The organism is Pedobacter anseongensis, assembly GCF_037482965.1.
GTDB lineage: Bacteria > Bacteroidota > Bacteroidia > Sphingobacteriales > Sphingobacteriaceae > Pedobacter > Pedobacter anseongensis.
This window is the reverse complement of record NZ_JBBHKB010000001.1, coordinates 619762-635698: the sequence shown is the minus strand read 5'-3', so window position 1 is coordinate 635698 and position 15937 is coordinate 619762. Positions and strand designations below refer to the sequence as shown.

Below are 15937 nucleotides of genomic sequence, written 5' to 3'. Positions count from 1 at the left end.
GAAAAAAAATGGCCTAAAAAATTATGGTATTAAGAAAAATTTTAATTTATTATTAATTTAAAGGAAAAGGGCACCCAAACTAAGGTGAGGATGCCCTTTTATGTCCATTATAGCCTAATCTTTATTCCCCCATTAATCACAAAACCATCAACTGGAGCGTAAATATCTCTAAATGTAGGATTTGTTATACTCCCTGTATAAATGCTGTCGAATCTAGTTTGGCGCGTATCGATAAAGTTTTCGAAGTTGATGAATACTGAGCATCGTTCCCAAAGTTTTTCGACCATAAGACCTGGTGTCCAATAGCTCTTGCCAAGCGTTCCATCGTTTAGCTTCTGTGTACTGAAATAATAGGCTTCTGCTCCAATTTTCCACTTATCTTCCACTTCGTACATTAATACATTGTTTAAGCGATGCTTCGAGACCAAAGGGTAGTCCACGAAAGCAGTTCCAATATGTTGGTTAACATCGGCATAGGTATAGCCCACAAATAGTTTGAAATCCTTAAAGGTTAATTTTATATTGGTTTCTATCCCTTTGGTATTTAAATCGCCATTGGGTTGCACATAGTAAAAATTTGCCGGTGTACTCGATAGCGAGTACGATGAGCTTCCAAAGTCGGACACTAGTAAAATAGGGTCATTTATCCGCGTATAAAAAAACAGTTGGTTAATGCTAAAACCTACTTGATCGTTGAATAGAGGTGCTTTATAATTAATATCGAAATTAGCACCATACGAACGCTCTGCCTTGGTTTTACTCACATCAATAGGAAATACATTTCTAAATTGAATGCGCTCTGCATCTTCGGTAAAAACGGAAGGGCCTTTATACCCTAGACCACCTCCAATGCGGAAGGTAAATTGCGTATTCATTTTCCATAGCAAAGATACCTTGGGTAGGAATAGAAAACCATAATCGCTATGATAATCACCCCTTATTCCCGATTCGAAAGTTAGTTTTTCGGAAGTGGTAAAGGTATTTTGGATAAACCCGCCTACGGTACTATTTTGATAACTACGTGAGGGAAAATTAACTTGTTTATCTTCCTTAAAATCTTCGGTTAGAAAGTTTAACCCCATTACCCAATCGGTTGTTTCCCCCTCTTTTATATAATTTAACTCGCTATAGCTAGAAAGCTGTACGCCAGAAAAGCGATAATTTGGAAGTGCGATCGAACGATCATAATAGCTCAAACTATTTCGAATGGTTAGTTTTTGCTGATTACTGAAATAATGTTTTAATTCCAATTGACTATTATACCGACCGGTTTTATTTTCTTCGAAATAGGGATGCGAAGCACTTCCATTTCCTTTGATGTACTGTAAATCTCCGCCGATACGGTTTTCAATGGTTGCATTTATGCCCGCCGAAAGTGTAGTTTTCTCTGAAGGATAGAAAAATAATTTCGGATTTAATGTAAAACGATCGTATTTAGGAATGGCCGTTAACCCGATATTTACAGGGTCGTAAGCGGTACCATGATTATAGGCTGCGTATATAGTGGTTCCTGTTTTCTTAAATTTCTGTGAATAGAAGCCGCTCGCATCGAGCCCTAAAGCCGAAGTTGCATTTAGCAAAAAGCTAAGCTGTTTCTCATCGGTAGGCGTTTTTGAAACTAAGTTTACCAGTCCAGCAATCGCTCCACCGCCATAAAGTGTAGAAGAAGAGCCTTTAATTACTTCCACTTGTTTAAGGTCTAAGGGCGCAATTTGCAATAGACCCAATCCGCCAGAAAACCCACTGTATAATGGAAAACCATCACGAATAATTTGGGTATATTTTCCATCCAAACCCTGTATTCTAATGCTCGAATTGCCACTTGTTGCCGAGGTTTGCTGGGTTTGTATTCCTGTAGTTTCGGCAAGCATCATTCTAATGTCGCCTGGTTTCATGTTCGCTTTTTCATCTATTTCTTCACCTACCAAAACTTCTATTCGGGTAGGGATGTTGGCGATAGTTCTACTACTACGTGTGGCCGATACGACAACTTCATCCAACTCTTCTTCCGCTGCTGCATGATGCATAAAAATAATTATGGGTTTAGTTTCATCTCCCGGAATGGTTAACGTATCCATTCTTTTTTCGTAGCCGATATAGGTAAAATGGACAATATATTTGCCCATAGGCACATTAGTGAATAGGCTGTTTCCGCTACTATCTGAGGTAGTACTTCTAGAAAGTTGGGGGATTTTTATGGTAGCTCCTACTAGTGGTGTATTTGTGTTTGCATCTTTTACGATGGCTTTAAAAGTATGTTGAGCATAGGTTAAAACAGGGCATAGCAAAAATGCCCATAACCATAATGTTTTCTTCATGGTATTTTAAAATTAAGTAATATTCGAGAATTGCTTGGTGTTGATATTCGCAAACACACAAATTATAAATCAATTTTGCAATTTGTGGCTATTGAACGTTAATTTGATGATTCAATTCTAACTTAATTTTGGCGGTTGCCAGATATTTTGCGCAATCCCATCAACAAAAGATTGCAAATAGCGAAGGTTGAAAAATATAGGGAGTAATGTGGGCTGCGGTGCTGTAAAACTAATTAATGGAGTGGCCATAAATCCTCCACAGGTACCACAGGTGTAAAAAGGAGAGCAATCTTGACAACAATCTTCGTCTTGACTGCTTTTTTGTTGTTTAAGTACGGCTTTCGAATCGCTTTGTGTTACGTGATCAGCCAAAGCACAACAAGGTGCGATGGAAAGCACAAATACAATAAATGATAAGACAAACGCAAATTTTTTCACGCCTCAAAACTACTCATTTTTTTTTGTTTCTATCAGTTCAGTGACCCGATCATGGAAAATATCGTCATCCGATCACGGAAAACTATTAATATATTTATGCAATGAATGGGTTAGAAGCTAAACTAAAAGAAAAAAATATTGCCCCTACTTCAATGCGTTTAATCGTGCTCGATTTTTTATTGAAGCAATCTTCAGCGCTAAGCCTTACCGATTTAGAATTAGGCCTTGATCGAACAGACCGGGTTACTTTATACCGTACCATTAGAACGTTCGAAGAGCATGGCCTGGTTCATCGTATTGATGATGGAAGTGGTGTTACCAAATTTGCACTTTGTGCGCACGAATGTGATGTAGATGGCCATCACGATTTGCATATTCATTTTTATTGTACACAATGTAAAGAAACGCATTGTTTACCTAAAACACATATCCCAGAAGTTCAAATTCCAGGTTCTTATACTGTTGTAGAAACGCAGTTAATCGTAAAGGGGATTTGTGCGGAGTGTAATTTGGGTCTTTAACCACAGATAAAAGGAGTTTACACAGAGAAGATTGAGTTGGTTTTGCATTCTTTGCGATTGAAACGAACCATTAGGGCATTAGCCTTGCGTTCTTGCTGTTGAAATCTAAAACAATGCAATACGATTGCATCCCACCTGGCCGTATATTTGTATATATAAATTAAAAAATGATGAAGGATTGTTGCCCACCTGAAGAAAATCAAGTACACAAACACACTCATGATGATACAGATGACCACGATCACGATCATGGAGATTCACAGCAGCACATAGGTCTGCTAATTGGCCTTGCCATTTTAATCGTGCTATTAACACTCGATTATGGGTTTCACGTCCAATTAAATGAATGGTTTTCGTTAGCAATAAATAGCGTTGCTTATCTGTTGGCAGGGTGGAGCGTGCTCGTTTTGGCCTTTAAAAAGGCATCTCGAGGCGATATTTTTAACGAGTTTGTACTAATGAGCATAGCTACTTTGGGCGCCTTTTACATCGGTGAATATGCAGAAGGTGTTGCTGTTATGGTGTTCTATTCTATTGGCGAATGGTTCCAAGATTCGGCAGTAGATCGTGCTAAAGCAAGCATAAAGGCTTTACTCGATACCCGGCCAGATAAGGTAACCGTACTGAGGGGTGGAAAAACATTGCTAGTTCATTCAACCGATGTAAAATTAGGAGAAACGATTCAGGTAAAACCCGGAGAAAAAGTAGGTTTAGATAGCGAATTGTTATCAGAAAAGGGCTCGTTTAACACGGCAGCATTAACTGGCGAAAGCAGGCCCGATAGCAAGTGTAAGGGCGAGGTTGTATTAGCGGGAATGATTAACCTTAACACCGTTTCTGAAGTAAAAGTAACCGCATTATTTAAAGATAGCAAGTTGAGCAAGATTCTAGAGTTGGTACAAGATGCGTCATCCCGAAAATCGCAAACGCAGCTCTTTATTTCGAAATTTGCCAAAATATATACGCCAATTGTGTTTTTTATGGCCTTGGCACTTACCTTGCTTCCTTATTTAATTATAGAACACTATGTATTTAATGAATGGTTGTATAGAGCGCTGGTTTTTTTGGTAATTAGTTGTCCGTGTGCTTTGGTAGTTTCTATACCTCTGGGTTATTTTGGAGGTATAGGTTTAGCATCTCGAAATGGCATTCTCTTTAAGGGGGGTAATTTTTTAGATGTGATGACTAAAATTAACACCGTGGTAATGGACAAAACAGGAACGTTAACCAAAGGTGTTTTTAAAGTGCAAAAGGTAGTGGTCAACGATTTTGATGAGCAAGAATTGATAAAAATAGCTGCAGCTCTAGAAAAGAATTCTACACATCCTATCGGACAGGCTATTATAGCATATGCAGGTAGTGGGAATGAAAGGGCCACAATGGTGGAAGAAATTTCTGGTCATGGCCTAAAGGGAATTATTGAGGGGAATGAAGTATTAGCAGGCAATTTAAAACTGCTTAAGAAGTTTAAAATCGAATATCCAGCAAAACTAGAAGAAGTAACCGATACGCTGGTTGCGGTAGCGGTTGATAAGAAGTTTGTGGGTTATATCACCATTGCGGATGAGTTAAAGGAAGAGGCAGTAGAAACCATAAAAGGGCTTCATGCACTGTCTATTAAAACGGTTATGCTTTCGGGAGATAAACAAGCTGTAGTTAATGCAGTAGCTAAGCAATTAGGAATTGATAGTGCCTATGGTGATTTGCTCCCCGAAGGAAAAGTGGAAAAGGTAGAAGGGCTAAAAAACGCAGGGGGGAGAATTGCTTTTGTTGGAGATGGAGTAAATGATGCACCTGTACTTGCCCTTGCCGATGCTGGCATTGCCATGGGAGGCTTAGGTAGTGATGCTGCGATAGAAACGGCAGATATTGTTATTCAAAACGACCAGATTTCTAAAATTGTTCAAGCGCTAAAGATTGGTAAGCTAACACGGAACATTGTATGGCAGAATATTGTATTGGCTATGCTTGTAAAAGTGTTGGTGCTTACCTTTGGTGCATTCGGAGTGGCAAATTTATGGGAAGCTGTAATTGCCGATGTTGGTGTTGCCTTTCTGGCAATTTTAAATGCAGTGAGGATTCAAAGAATGAAACTGTAACGGGAAAACCGTCATGCTTAAACGCCCAACAGGACGGCCTTTACAGCCTTGATTATTCATTTGCTGTTAATATTTTTATTGGTATTCATGCTTTCCGCTGCGCTTCAAGATTTGTTAAACTTTTTATCAAGAAAAAGTTTAGAACAAATACCTTATTTTCGCACAATGTTTAATAAACAATATCGCTGGTTTTTAGCAGGCTTAACCTTTGCCATCTTTTGGGCATCGGCATCAACTGCAACGAAAATTGGCTTAACAGTAGGACAACCCATGGTTATTGCTACCACACGGTTTGCTTTAGCTGCGATGTTGATGTTATTCATCACCCATATTGTACAAAAAAACAGATTGCCGAAAGGAAAAGAATGGATGCAGGTAGGTATTTATGGAGCCTTAAACATTAGTATTTATCTTGGTCTTTATATTGTAGCGATGCAAGAAGTTACAGCAGGAATCGGCGCGCTTTCTGTAGCTATTAATCCTGTACTCATCAGCTTTTTTTCGGTTTTTTTCTTAAATAAGAAGCTAACAATTAAGGTAATTGTTGCCTTGCTAGTATGCACTTTAGGCGTAGTTTGCGCCGCTTGGCCCTTATTTAGCCATGCTAAAGTAACCCCTTGGGGTTTGTCTATTTTATTTGTGAGCATGCTTTCTTACACGGCTGCCGCGATTTATTTTTCGGCAAAGAAATGGAGCGACTTAAGCTTACTTACCATTAATGGGTGGCAAACTGCTATTGGTGGGGTCTTGCTTATTCCCTTTGTTATTTTATATTATAAACCTCAACTTAATCAGTATGATTTAACCTTCTGGAGTTCGGTTTTTTGGTTGGCTATTCCAGTTTCTATTGGAGCTGTTCAACTGTGGCTTTGGTTACTAAAAACCAATGCGGTTAGCGCTGGATTGTGGTTGTTTTTATGCCCGTTGTTCGGATTTATAATTGCGGCATTTTTAACAAACGAAGCAATTAGCCGCTACACCCTTTCTGGAGTTGCGTTGGTATTGTTGGGATTATTTATCGCTAAAAAATCAATCTAAATCCCTTAAAAAAAGACGAAATGAAAACAACGTTAATTACAATGATCGCATTACTCTCTGTACTTCGGGGTTTTACACAAGATAATGAAGTCCCTGTTTTTAAGGCTGGCCAAGAAGGACACCAGAGCTATAGAATACCCGCCATAATTGTTCTAAAAAATGGCGACTTGCTTGCATTTGCCGAAGGAAGAGTACATGGGGGAGGTGATTTTGGCGACATTGATATCGTACAAAAAAGGAGTACAGATAGAGGTAAAACTTGGTCGCCATTGCAAACAGTAGTCGATTATAATAAACTTCAAGCTGGAAATCCTGCTCCGGTTCTTGACCTCACAGACCCGATCTATCCAAAAGGGCGAATATTTTTATTTTATAATACAGGAAATAACGAGGAGGCTGAAGTAAGAAAGGGGAATGGTTTAAGAGAAGTTTGGTACAAAACATCTGTTGATGGTGGTTTATCGTGGTCTGCTCCAGTAAACATCACTAGTCAGGTTCACAGACCTAAAATGCCGCAGGTAAACCCCGCTTATAGGGCTAGCGAAGATTGGCGCAGCTATGCTAATACACCCGGGCATGCCCTGCAGTTTGACAGCGGAAAATACAAAGGAAGGATCTTCATTGCTGCAAATCATTCTGCCGGACCGCCTCAAGAAGCAGGTATGGATTATGTAGCACATGGCTTTTTTACGGATGATCATGGTTTAACCTTTAAACTTTCAGAAAATGTCAGTTTTGCAGGAAGTAACGAAGCTATGGCTGCACAGCTTTCTGGAGACGACATGTTAATGAATATTCGAAACCAGCAAGGGAATGTGAGACAACGTATCATTGCCATCAGTAACAATGGTGGAGAAACTTGGAGTACCACTTATTTTGACCCTAATCTTCCAGATCCTGTTTGCCAAGGAAGCACGTTGTCTTTTTTAAATCAGAAAGGAAATAGGATCTTGATTTTTTGCAATGCAGCCGACATCAAGAAACGAGATAATTTAACGCTAAGAGTGAGTAATGATGATGGTAAGACTTGGGCAAAAAATGTAACCATAGCAAAAAGTCCTGAAGGTTATAAAGGAAGTAATTTTGCTGCTTATTCGGATATTGTTAAGCTTAATGAGAAAAAAATTGGAATACTATTTGAAAAGGAAGAATATCAAAAAATTGTTTTTGTAACGAAAGATATTAACTAATTTTAATTTTTTCGTTCCTTATTGTTCATCAAAAGTAATCCAGAGATGGGGCCTAATGCCAAAAGCATAAAGATATATTGTGCATTTTTTTCGGTTAATACAACATTTATGAATTGAATGCTAACAATGGTAATTGCAAAGCCAATACAATTTACAATGGTTAATGATGAACCCCTTAGCGTTAGTGCTGCGTTTTGAGCAATTAGCGTAGAAAAAAGAGGGGAATCGGCTACGATAACCATTCCCCAAATGAGCAGAAAGGTAAGCAGTAAAACGAGCGACTTATTGAATAGGAATAGAGGAGAAAGGATACAGCAGCTGCAAGAAATAGCCAAGGCAAGCGTAGCTATCTTTTTAGTGCCAAATCGCTGAGCCATTAATCCGCTAATTACACATGCAAGGCTTCCAGCAAAGATGATTGAAAAAGATAGTAAAGAAATATTAAGTTCGATTTTAAAATGCCGACTATAATTGCCCAAAATAACAGGAATAAATACCCAAAAAGTGTATAATTCCCACATATGTCCGAAATACCCAAAAGCAGCAGCCCTAAATTCACTATTCCTAAAACTCTGCATAAATGCACCTAATTTTAACTGCTGTCCACGCTTGCGAAAAGGCCCATCGGGTACCCCTATAAATAAAGCTAGACCGCCAATAAATGAAAGCATAGACGTAGAAAAAATCACGTACTTCCAAGGCAGGTGTGCTAAGCCACTTTTAAGAAAATGAGGAAAGGCCGTGCCTAGCACCAATGCACCTACTAAAAAACCTAATGATTTTCCTAAGCCATGTTCATAATGATCAGCAGCGATTTTCATTCCAATAGGATAAATCCCTGCTAAGAAAAACCCCGTTAAAAATCGGCAAGCAAATAAGAGTGTTAAATGTATTCCGTTTACGCAAATTATTAAATTAAAAGTAGCCGCAATAACTGCGCAGATAAAGAAAATTTTTGAAGGGGAAAATCTGTCCGCAATGCCTAAAGTGGCGAACAGCAAGGTGCCTATAATAAATCCAGCTTGTACTGTGCTTGTTAGGTAGGTTAAATAACTTGAAGATACCTGAAACTGCAGTATAATGTCGCCCATAACCGCATTCCCAGCAAACCACAATGAGGTGCATAAAAATTGAGCAATTACGATAATGGGTAGAATTTTTTTCATCTGAGAACAGTTGCCCTAAGGTAATGTTAAAAATGAAAAAATTTAATCGTGATCGCACTATTCGCACAACCCGCATTGTTAGGATAGAAATACGTTGAGCCGAATTAAATTAACGTCGAACAGCCGAAAGTTATTTATAAATGCTGATACGTAAAATTGTTTTAATCAATTGATTAAATAATTTGATTAATTCAAAAACAACAGTTACCTTTGGCAAGCAGAATAGTAGACATGGCAGCAAAACCCCAAAAGGATATCAATCTCAGTACCGAAGAAAAATTTAAAGAATCGGCAAGGATTGTGTTTATGAAAAAGGGTTATGCGGCTACTAAAACCCGGGATATTGCCGAGCACGCAGGATTAAATTTAGCATTGCTTAATTATTATTTTCGCAGTAAGGAGAAGCTTTTCGAAATTATTATGTTAGAGAAGGTGCATCAGCTATTCAATTTTATAGCTCCGGCACTTAACAATCGAACAACCTCACTAGAAGAAAAAATTCACTGGATTGCCGAAAATTACATGGACTTTTTTTTAACAAATCCAGAATTACCTCTTTTTGTATTAAGTGAAATTAGCCGAAATCCAGAACGTTTTGCCAAAAATATTCAGTTAGGTAATTATATCCTAAAATCTCATTTTATAGAGCAGATTGCTGCGGTTAAGAAAGAAGTAAATCCTTTCCAATTTTTTATTACTTTTTTAGGAATGATTATTTTCCCATTTATCGTAAAGCCTGTTTTTAAAGCCACAGGTATTTTAAACGAGCAACTGTTTGCTCAACTAATGGAAGATCGAAAGGCACTAGCTGCTAAATGGATGAAAATGATGCTCGAATAAGCATCAAAATTTTTTAGTACGGGTTTAATCAAATGACTAAATCTAAATATCAAATAAATTGATTAATATGAAGCAGATAATTACGTTAATAGTACTCGCATTAATAGGTGTGAGCTTAAGTACGCATGCACAGCAAAAATTATCTTTGGATGATTGTTATCAACTCGCTATGCAAAATTATCCCTTAGCAAAGCAGCGCAATCTCATCGAAACTACATCGGCCTATACGTTGAGCAATCTCGAGAAGGGATACCTGCCGCAAATAACGTTAAGCGCACAAGCTAGTTATCAATCTGATGTAACGCAATTGCCTATTCGATTGCCAAATGTTACAGTACCCACACCAAGCAAAGATCAGTATAAGGTTGCAGGTGAAATAAGTCAATCAATTTACGATGGTGGTCTAATTAAGCAACAAAGGGAATTGCAAAAAACTAATGCAATACTCGAGCAACAGAAACTCGATCTATCGCTTTATCAACTCAAGGAGAAGATAAACCAATTGTTTTTTGGTAGCTTGTTAATTGAAGCTCAAATTAAGCAAAATGGGCTCCTCATTAATGATATCGAACTGGGGCTTAAAAAAGTGGAGGCAGCAATCGATAATGGAACAGCATTAAAAAGCAATGGTGATGTGCTTAAAGCAGACTTACTTAAAAACAAGCAACGCATAATCGAATTACAGGCTGCTCAAACCGCCTATATCCAGATGTTAGGGTTATTCATAGGAAAAGACATGACCAACGAAACTTTGGCTAAACCGCAACCTATTGTGGTACAAAATGAAGTAAAACGGCCTGAATTACTAATCTATGCTACTCAACATAAAAATCTGGATGTTCAAGATGCCTTGCTTATATCGAAAAGCTTGCCTAGATTTTCGATATTCTTTCAAGGTGGATATGGAAAGCCAGCTTTAAATTTTCTGAGCAATAGCTTCGACCTGTATTACATAAGCGGCATTCGATTGGCATGGTCGCCCTCTACTTTTTACACGTTAAAGAAAGATAGAGCTTTAATTAATATTAATCGAAAAACGATTGAGGTTCAAAGGGAGACGTTTCTTTTTAATACAAATCTGACCATTAGCCAACAAAATGTAGAAATCAATAAATTTCAAACATTATTAAATTCCGATTCTGAAATCATAGCCCTGCGCGCAAAAGTTAAGCGTACAGCAATTGCCCAATTAGAAAATGGGGTAATTAATAGCAACGATTATTTAAGAGAAGCAAATGCCGAAAATCAAGCTCGAGAAAATAAAATTATCCATGAAATACAATTGCTTTTGGCCCAATATAATCAACAAACAACAATTGGAAATTAAATAAAAATATAAAACTAAACAGATGAGCACTATCAGATTTGAATCCAAGCAATGGACGGTTAGCTATCGGCCATTAGCCATTTTGCTATTTGCTGTTATAACACTGGCAGCATGTAAAAATGAAACCAAGCCTTACGATGCTTCAGGCACATTTGAGGCCGTAGAAACCATCGTTTCGGCCGAAGCAACTGGTACCATTAAAGCATTGAACATTGAAGAGGGCGACGTGTTAAAAGCTGGACAAATTGTGGGGTATATTGATAGTGTACAGCTTCATTTAAGAAAGCAGCAAGTGTTAGCCCAAGTAAAGGCAGTATTAAGTAAGAAGCCAAATATCGACGCCCAAACTGCTGCACTTTACGAACAGCTAAACCAAGCAGACCGCGAGCAAAAACGTACCGAAAATTTATATAAAGCTGATGCGGCTACAAGAAAACAATTAGACGATGCCACTTCACTTATTGCCGTGCTAAAAAAGCAAATCGCCGCTCAGAAATCTACATTGAGCGTTAATTCAGAAAGCTTAACTGAAGAAACAAGCCCTTTATCTATTCAAGTGCAGCAGCTTAACGATCAATTAGCAAAATGTAAATTAGTTAACGAAATTAATGGCACGGTATTAACAAAATACGCTGAAGTTAATGAGGTTACAACGATAGGAAAACCTATTTATAAAGTAGCAGCCTTAACGAGTATGATTCTCCGAGCTTATCTTACAGCTGATCAATTGAGCAAAGTTAAAATCGGCCAACATGTTAAGGTTTTGGTAGACCAAACCAAAGACAGTTATAAAACCCTTCCAGGCACGATTGAATGGATCAGCACGAAAGCAGAATTTACACCAAAAACCATTCAAACCAGCGATGAACGTGCCAATTTAGTGTATGCAATAAAGATTAAAGTTAAAAATGATGGCTATCTTAAAATTGGGATGTATGGTGATGTAAAACTTTAAATGATGGATGCCGTACAAGTTCAAAACCTGAAAAAAATATACGATAAAACCGTTATTGCGGTTGATTCAGTCTCTTTTTCGGTAAAGAAAGGAGAGATATTTGGTCTCATAGGCCCAGATGGTGCCGGAAAAACAAGCATTTTTAGAATGCTAACCACCTTATTATTGCCAGATGGTGGATGGGCTACAGTAAACGGTTTTGATGTGGTGAAGGATTATAAAATGATACGAAACACCGTGGGATATATGCCTGGTAAGTTTTCGCTCTATCCAGATTTAAGTGTCGAAGAAAATCTCGATTTTTTTGCCACGGTTTTTAATACTACCGTAACAGAAAATTATCATCTAATCCAAGAAATTTATGTTCAGATCGAACCTTTTAAAAAGCGTAGAGCCGGACAATTATCGGGCGGAATGAAGCAAAAATTGGCGCTATGCTGTGCATTAATTCACAAGCCAACGGTCCTGTTTTTAGACGAGCCTACCACCGGCGTAGATCCGGTTTCGAGGAAGGGATTTTGGGAAATGCTTAAAAAACTGAAAGCACAAAATATTACCATAATCGTATCTACTCCTTATATGGATGAAGCGAATTTATGTGATCGAATTGCTTTAATCCAATCGGGAAAATTACTCTCGGTAGATACACCGAATGAAATTATAAAGGCGTATCCAGAACAACTTTACGCCATTAAACACGAGAATATGCATCAACTTTTAAAAACACTGCAACACAGTGATGAGGTTCTCAATAGCTATGCTTTCGGTGAATATGTGCATGTTTCATTTAAGGATAATTGGACGAGTGAACAGCAAATCATAAATCACTTAAAACAAAAAGGATTGCAAAATATCGAACTGAAAAAAACTGCAGTTACCGTTGAAGATTGTTTTATCAAATTATTAAAAGCTAAACATGAGTGAGCCTGTAATTAAAACCGATAAACTTACCAAACGTTTTGGCAATTTTATTGCGGCCAACGAAATTACATTTGAAGTAAGCAAAGGAGAAATATTTGGTTTTTTAGGCGCTAATGGGGCTGGTAAAACTACAGCGATGCGCATGCTTTGTGGTTTATCTACACCAACTTCTGGCGATGCCACTATTGCCGGCTTCGATGTTTATGAGCAAACAGAGCAGATTAAAAAGAATATTGGCTACATGAGCCAGAAATTTTCGTTGTACGAAGATCTTACTGTTTTAGAGAATATTCGTTTTTTTGGTGGTATATATGGTCTTAACAATCAGCAGCTTAAACTAAAATCAGACGAGCTTATCACTCAACTAGGCCTGCAATCTGAAGCGAAAAAACTAGTAGCTGCGCTTCCGTTAGGCTGGAAGCAAAAGCTATCGTTTTCTGTTGCCATTTTGCATGAGCCAAAAATTGTTTTTTTAGATGAGCCAACTGGTGGAGTAGACCCAGTTACTCGTCGCCAATTTTGGGATATGATTTACGATGCGGCCGATAGCGGCATCACCATTTTCGTAACTACACATTATATGGACGAAGCCGAGTACTGCAATCGAATTTCGTTAATGGTTGATGGAAGTATAAAAGCTATGGATACACCAGCTAATTTGAAAAAGCAGTATCATGCGAATTCGATGGACGAGGTGTTTTATGAATTGGCAAGAGGAGCAAAACGAAGTGATTAGATAATTAATTATGAACCCGACAATCATCAAAGGCTCCATCTAACCATTAAAACAAAATTATACATAGATGAAACAATTTTTCAGCTTCATTAGAAAAGAATTTTATCACGTATTGCGCGATAAGAAGACCTTATTAATTCTTTTTGGAATGCCCATTGTGCAAATCCTGATTTTTGGCTTTGCGTTAACAAATGAAGTGAAAAATGCGAAAATCATCATTCTGGATCAAGCAAGAGATAATTTTTCAAGTCAATTGGTTTCAAAAATTGAAGCCAGTACGTATTTTGAAGTAGAGCAAAATAGTTTAAATCATCAACAAATTACCAAAGCTTTTAGCGCAGGTGAAATTAAGTTAGCCTTAATTGTTCCGCCGAACTTTAAACATGATTTGCTGCATCAACATCATGCACAACTGCAAATTATTGTAGATGCTACGGATCCAAATTATGCCACCACATTAACCAATTACATAAGCTCAATTATTCAAGATCAAATGAGCCAACTAACTCCGACTGCAAAAATACCCTATCAAATTCTTCCTGAAATCAGAATGTTGTACAACCCACAGCTTAAAGGTGCGCCAAATTTTGTGCCGGGGGTAATGGCTTTGGTTTTGATGTTAGTTTGTGTAATGATGACCGCGGTTTCGATTGTAAAGGAAAAGGAAACAGGTACGATGGAGATATTATTGGTGTCGCCCTTTAGTCCACTTATGGTAATTATGGCTAAAGCTGTGCCTTATCTATTGCTTTCGCTCATTAATGTAACGAGTATCTTATTGGTAAGCATCTTTGTTTTAGATGTACCTGTTAACGGAAGTGTGGTATTGCTTTTTGCCGAAAGCACCTTGTTTATCCTCACCTGTTTAACCTTAGGCATTTTTATTTCCATTAAAACAAGTTCTCAGCAAGTAGCCATGTTAATTTCGTTAATGGGGATGATGTTGCCCACAATTTTATTTAGTGGCTTTATGTTTCCGATAGAAAATATGCCCTTACCCTTGCAATTTATTTCGAACATCATTCCTTCAAAGTGGTATTATATTATCGTGAAATCGATCATGATTAAGGGATTGGGATTTAGCTCGATCTGGAAAGAAACCTTGATTTTATTTGGCATATGGATAGTGTTGCTTACGATAAGTTTAAAAAGTTTTAAAATACGCTTGGCATGAGAACGATAAAATTTTTACTGCAAAAGGAATTTAAGCAGATTTTTAGAAACCGATCTATTTTGGCCATGGTAATGGTGATGCCAGTAATGCAATTGATTATTTTGCCTTTAGCAGCAAATTATGAAGTAAAAAACATTAATATTTCTGTTATTGATAACGATCATTCTTCCTACTCACAAAAATTAATCTCTAAAATAACTGCATCGGGCTATTTTAAACTGGTCGATTATAATTTTTCGTATAAGGATGCATTTAAATTAATTGAGGAGGATAAAGTAGATCTTATATTAGAAATCCCTCGAGGCTTTGAGCGCAATTTAATCAGAGAAAATGAGCAAAAGTTGCTCATTGCAGTAAATGCGATTAATGGTACAAAAGCCAACTTGGGCGGCGCCTATCTTATGCAGATTATTAAAAGTTACAATAGCGAATTAAGAGTAGAGCTTTTACAACAAGGAAAATTTTTAGAGCAGCCAACCGTTGATATTGTTCCGGAAAATTGGTTTAATCCGCATCTTAATTATAGAATGTATATGGTGCCGGGTATTTTGGCTATTTTGGTAACCATGATTGGAGGCTTTTTGTCGGCCTTAAATATCGTAAAAGAAAAGGAAGTGGGCACCATTGAGCAAATTAATGTTACCCCCATTAAAAAGCATCATTTTATTTTAGGCAAGCTCATCCCATTTTGGATATTGGGGAATGTAGTTTTTACGTTAGGCTTGGTGGTTTCTTATCTTTTTTATGGCATTGTTCCTCAAGGGAGCTTGTTCTTGATGTATGGTTTTATTGCGGTGTATTTGCTAGCCGTATTGGGCTTTGGCTTATTGGTTTCTACCTTCTGTGATACGCAGCAACAAGCCATGTTTATCATGTTCTTTTTTATGATGATTTTTATTCTCATGGGGGGATTATTTACACCCATAGAAAGTATGCCAAACTGGGCAATCGTTGTAGCCAAATTTAACCCTGTTAGCTACCTCATAGAAGTAATGCGAATGATTGTGCTAAAAGGAAGCGGTTTTAATGATGTTGTACCAAAACTTTTGCGCATCGGTGCATTCGCTTTATTTTTAAATGTTTGGGCTATTTTAAATTATAAAAAGACAAGTTAGTTTAAAATTATTCATCTGTAAATCAATAATTTATAAAAAATACTAATCGATTAGTTGCAATACTAATTGATTAGTATTAAATTAGATTTATAAATGAAG

General features: G+C 37.5%; 14 protein-coding genes. 11 read left to right on the top strand and 3 right to left on the bottom strand.

Annotated features, from left to right (window positions below; translation table 11 throughout):
* Positions 1–107: 107 nt before the first annotated feature.
* Positions 108–2318, bottom strand: coding sequence for a TonB-dependent receptor (locus tag WG904_RS02945; RefSeq protein ID WP_339577789.1), 2211 nt, complete (start codon positions 2316–2318; stop codon positions 108–110).
* A gap of 117 nt (positions 2319–2435) precedes the next feature.
* Positions 2436–2756, bottom strand: coding sequence for a DUF6660 family protein (locus WG904_RS02940; protein WP_339577788.1), 321 nt, complete (start codon positions 2754–2756; stop codon positions 2436–2438).
* 101 nt (positions 2757–2857) lie between these two features.
* Here WG904_RS02940 and WG904_RS02935 point away from each other — a divergent pair, with 101 nt between their 5' ends.
* The 4 genes from WG904_RS02935 to WG904_RS02920 all read left to right on the top strand — a co-directional run bounded on the left by WG904_RS02935 (position 2858) and on the right by WG904_RS02920 (position 7604).
* Positions 2858–3277: a Fur family transcriptional regulator gene (locus tag WG904_RS02935; protein ID WP_339577787.1), complete on the top strand. Its 420-nt coding sequence runs from the start codon at positions 2858–2860 to the stop codon at positions 3275–3277.
* Positions 3278–3444: 167 nt separating this feature from the next.
* Positions 3445–5376, top strand: a complete 1932-nt coding sequence (locus WG904_RS02930; protein WP_339577786.1) for a heavy metal translocating P-type ATPase — start codon at positions 3445–3447, stop codon at positions 5374–5376.
* Between the two features lie 165 nt (positions 5377–5541).
* Positions 5542–6414, top strand: a complete 873-nt coding sequence (locus WG904_RS02925) for a DMT family transporter (protein WP_339577785.1) — start codon at positions 5542–5544, stop codon at positions 6412–6414.
* Positions 6415–6434: 20 nt separating this feature from the next.
* The gene (locus WG904_RS02920; RefSeq protein WP_339577784.1) at positions 6435–7604 is read left to right on the top strand and encodes a sialidase family protein; all 1170 of its coding nucleotides are present in this window, start codon (positions 6435–6437) and stop codon (positions 7602–7604) included.
* A 2-nt stretch (positions 7605–7606) separates the two neighbouring features.
* Here WG904_RS02920 and WG904_RS02915 read toward each other — a convergent pair whose 3' ends face one another.
* Positions 7607–8770 (bottom strand): MFS transporter, encoded by a 1164-nt coding sequence (locus WG904_RS02915; RefSeq protein ID WP_339577783.1) that lies wholly within the window; start codon positions 8768–8770, stop codon positions 7607–7609.
* Between the two features lie 231 nt (positions 8771–9001).
* Between WG904_RS02915 and WG904_RS02910 the strand changes: the two genes are divergently transcribed.
* From WG904_RS02910 to WG904_RS02880, 7 genes are all read left to right on the top strand, one after another.
* The gene (locus WG904_RS02910) at positions 9002–9610 is read left to right on the top strand and encodes a TetR/AcrR family transcriptional regulator (protein ID WP_339577782.1); all 609 of its coding nucleotides are present in this window, start codon (positions 9002–9004) and stop codon (positions 9608–9610) included.
* Between the two features lie 67 nt (positions 9611–9677).
* Positions 9678–10937 (top strand): TolC family protein, encoded by a 1260-nt coding sequence (locus tag WG904_RS02905; protein WP_339577781.1) that lies wholly within the window; start codon positions 9678–9680, stop codon positions 10935–10937.
* Between the two features lie 22 nt (positions 10938–10959).
* Positions 10960–11892 (top strand): HlyD family secretion protein, encoded by a 933-nt coding sequence (locus WG904_RS02900; RefSeq protein WP_339577780.1) that lies wholly within the window; start codon positions 10960–10962, stop codon positions 11890–11892.
* A 3-nt stretch (positions 11893–11895) separates the two neighbouring features.
* The gene (locus tag WG904_RS02895; RefSeq protein ID WP_339577779.1) at positions 11896–12816 is read left to right on the top strand and encodes an ABC transporter ATP-binding protein; all 921 of its coding nucleotides are present in this window, start codon (positions 11896–11898) and stop codon (positions 12814–12816) included.
* On the top strand, positions 12809–13549 hold the full coding sequence (locus tag WG904_RS02890) for an ABC transporter ATP-binding protein (RefSeq protein ID WP_339577778.1): 741 nt from the start codon (positions 12809–12811) through the stop codon (positions 13547–13549). The genes WG904_RS02895 and WG904_RS02890 overlap by 8 nt, the downstream gene beginning before the upstream one ends.
* 67 nt (positions 13550–13616) lie before the next feature.
* A complete protein-coding gene (locus WG904_RS02885; RefSeq protein ID WP_339577777.1) occupies positions 13617–14723 on the top strand; it encodes an ABC transporter permease in 1107 nt (368 codons plus the stop codon).
* Positions 14720–15838 carry an ABC transporter permease gene (locus tag WG904_RS02880; protein ID WP_339577776.1) on the top strand — a complete coding sequence of 373 codons (1119 nt, stop codon included), beginning with the start codon at positions 14720–14722 and terminating at the stop codon, positions 15836–15838. The genes WG904_RS02885 and WG904_RS02880 overlap by 4 nt, the downstream gene beginning before the upstream one ends.
* Positions 15839–15937 lie beyond the last annotated feature (99 nt).

Coding starts and splice junctions, on each gene's coding strand:
- WG904_RS02915 (WP_339577783.1), bottom strand. CDS start 8,770: ATGAAAAAAATTCTACCCATTATCGTAATTGCTCAATTTTTATGCACC.
- WG904_RS02945 (WP_339577789.1), bottom strand. CDS start 2,318: ATGAAGAAAACATTATGGTTATGGGCATTTTTGCTATGCCCTGTTTTA.
- WG904_RS02920 (WP_339577784.1), top strand. CDS start 6,435: ATGAAAACAACGTTAATTACAATGATCGCATTACTCTCTGTACTTCGG.
- WG904_RS02895 (WP_339577779.1), top strand. CDS start 11,896: ATGGATGCCGTACAAGTTCAAAACCTGAAAAAAATATACGATAAAACC.
- WG904_RS02885 (WP_339577777.1), top strand. CDS start 13,617: ATGAAACAATTTTTCAGCTTCATTAGAAAAGAATTTTATCACGTATTG.
- WG904_RS02905 (WP_339577781.1), top strand. CDS start 9,678: ATGAAGCAGATAATTACGTTAATAGTACTCGCATTAATAGGTGTGAGC.
- WG904_RS02925 (WP_339577785.1), top strand. CDS start 5,542: ATGTTTAATAAACAATATCGCTGGTTTTTAGCAGGCTTAACCTTTGCC.
- WG904_RS02930 (WP_339577786.1), top strand. CDS start 3,445: ATGATGAAGGATTGTTGCCCACCTGAAGAAAATCAAGTACACAAACAC.
- WG904_RS02910 (WP_339577782.1), top strand. CDS start 9,002: ATGGCAGCAAAACCCCAAAAGGATATCAATCTCAGTACCGAAGAAAAA.
- WG904_RS02880 (WP_339577776.1), top strand. CDS start 14,720: ATGAGAACGATAAAATTTTTACTGCAAAAGGAATTTAAGCAGATTTTT.
- WG904_RS02890 (WP_339577778.1), top strand. CDS start 12,809: ATGAGTGAGCCTGTAATTAAAACCGATAAACTTACCAAACGTTTTGGC.
- WG904_RS02935 (WP_339577787.1), top strand. CDS start 2,858: ATGAATGGGTTAGAAGCTAAACTAAAAGAAAAAAATATTGCCCCTACT.
- WG904_RS02900 (WP_339577780.1), top strand. CDS start 10,960: ATGAGCACTATCAGATTTGAATCCAAGCAATGGACGGTTAGCTATCGG.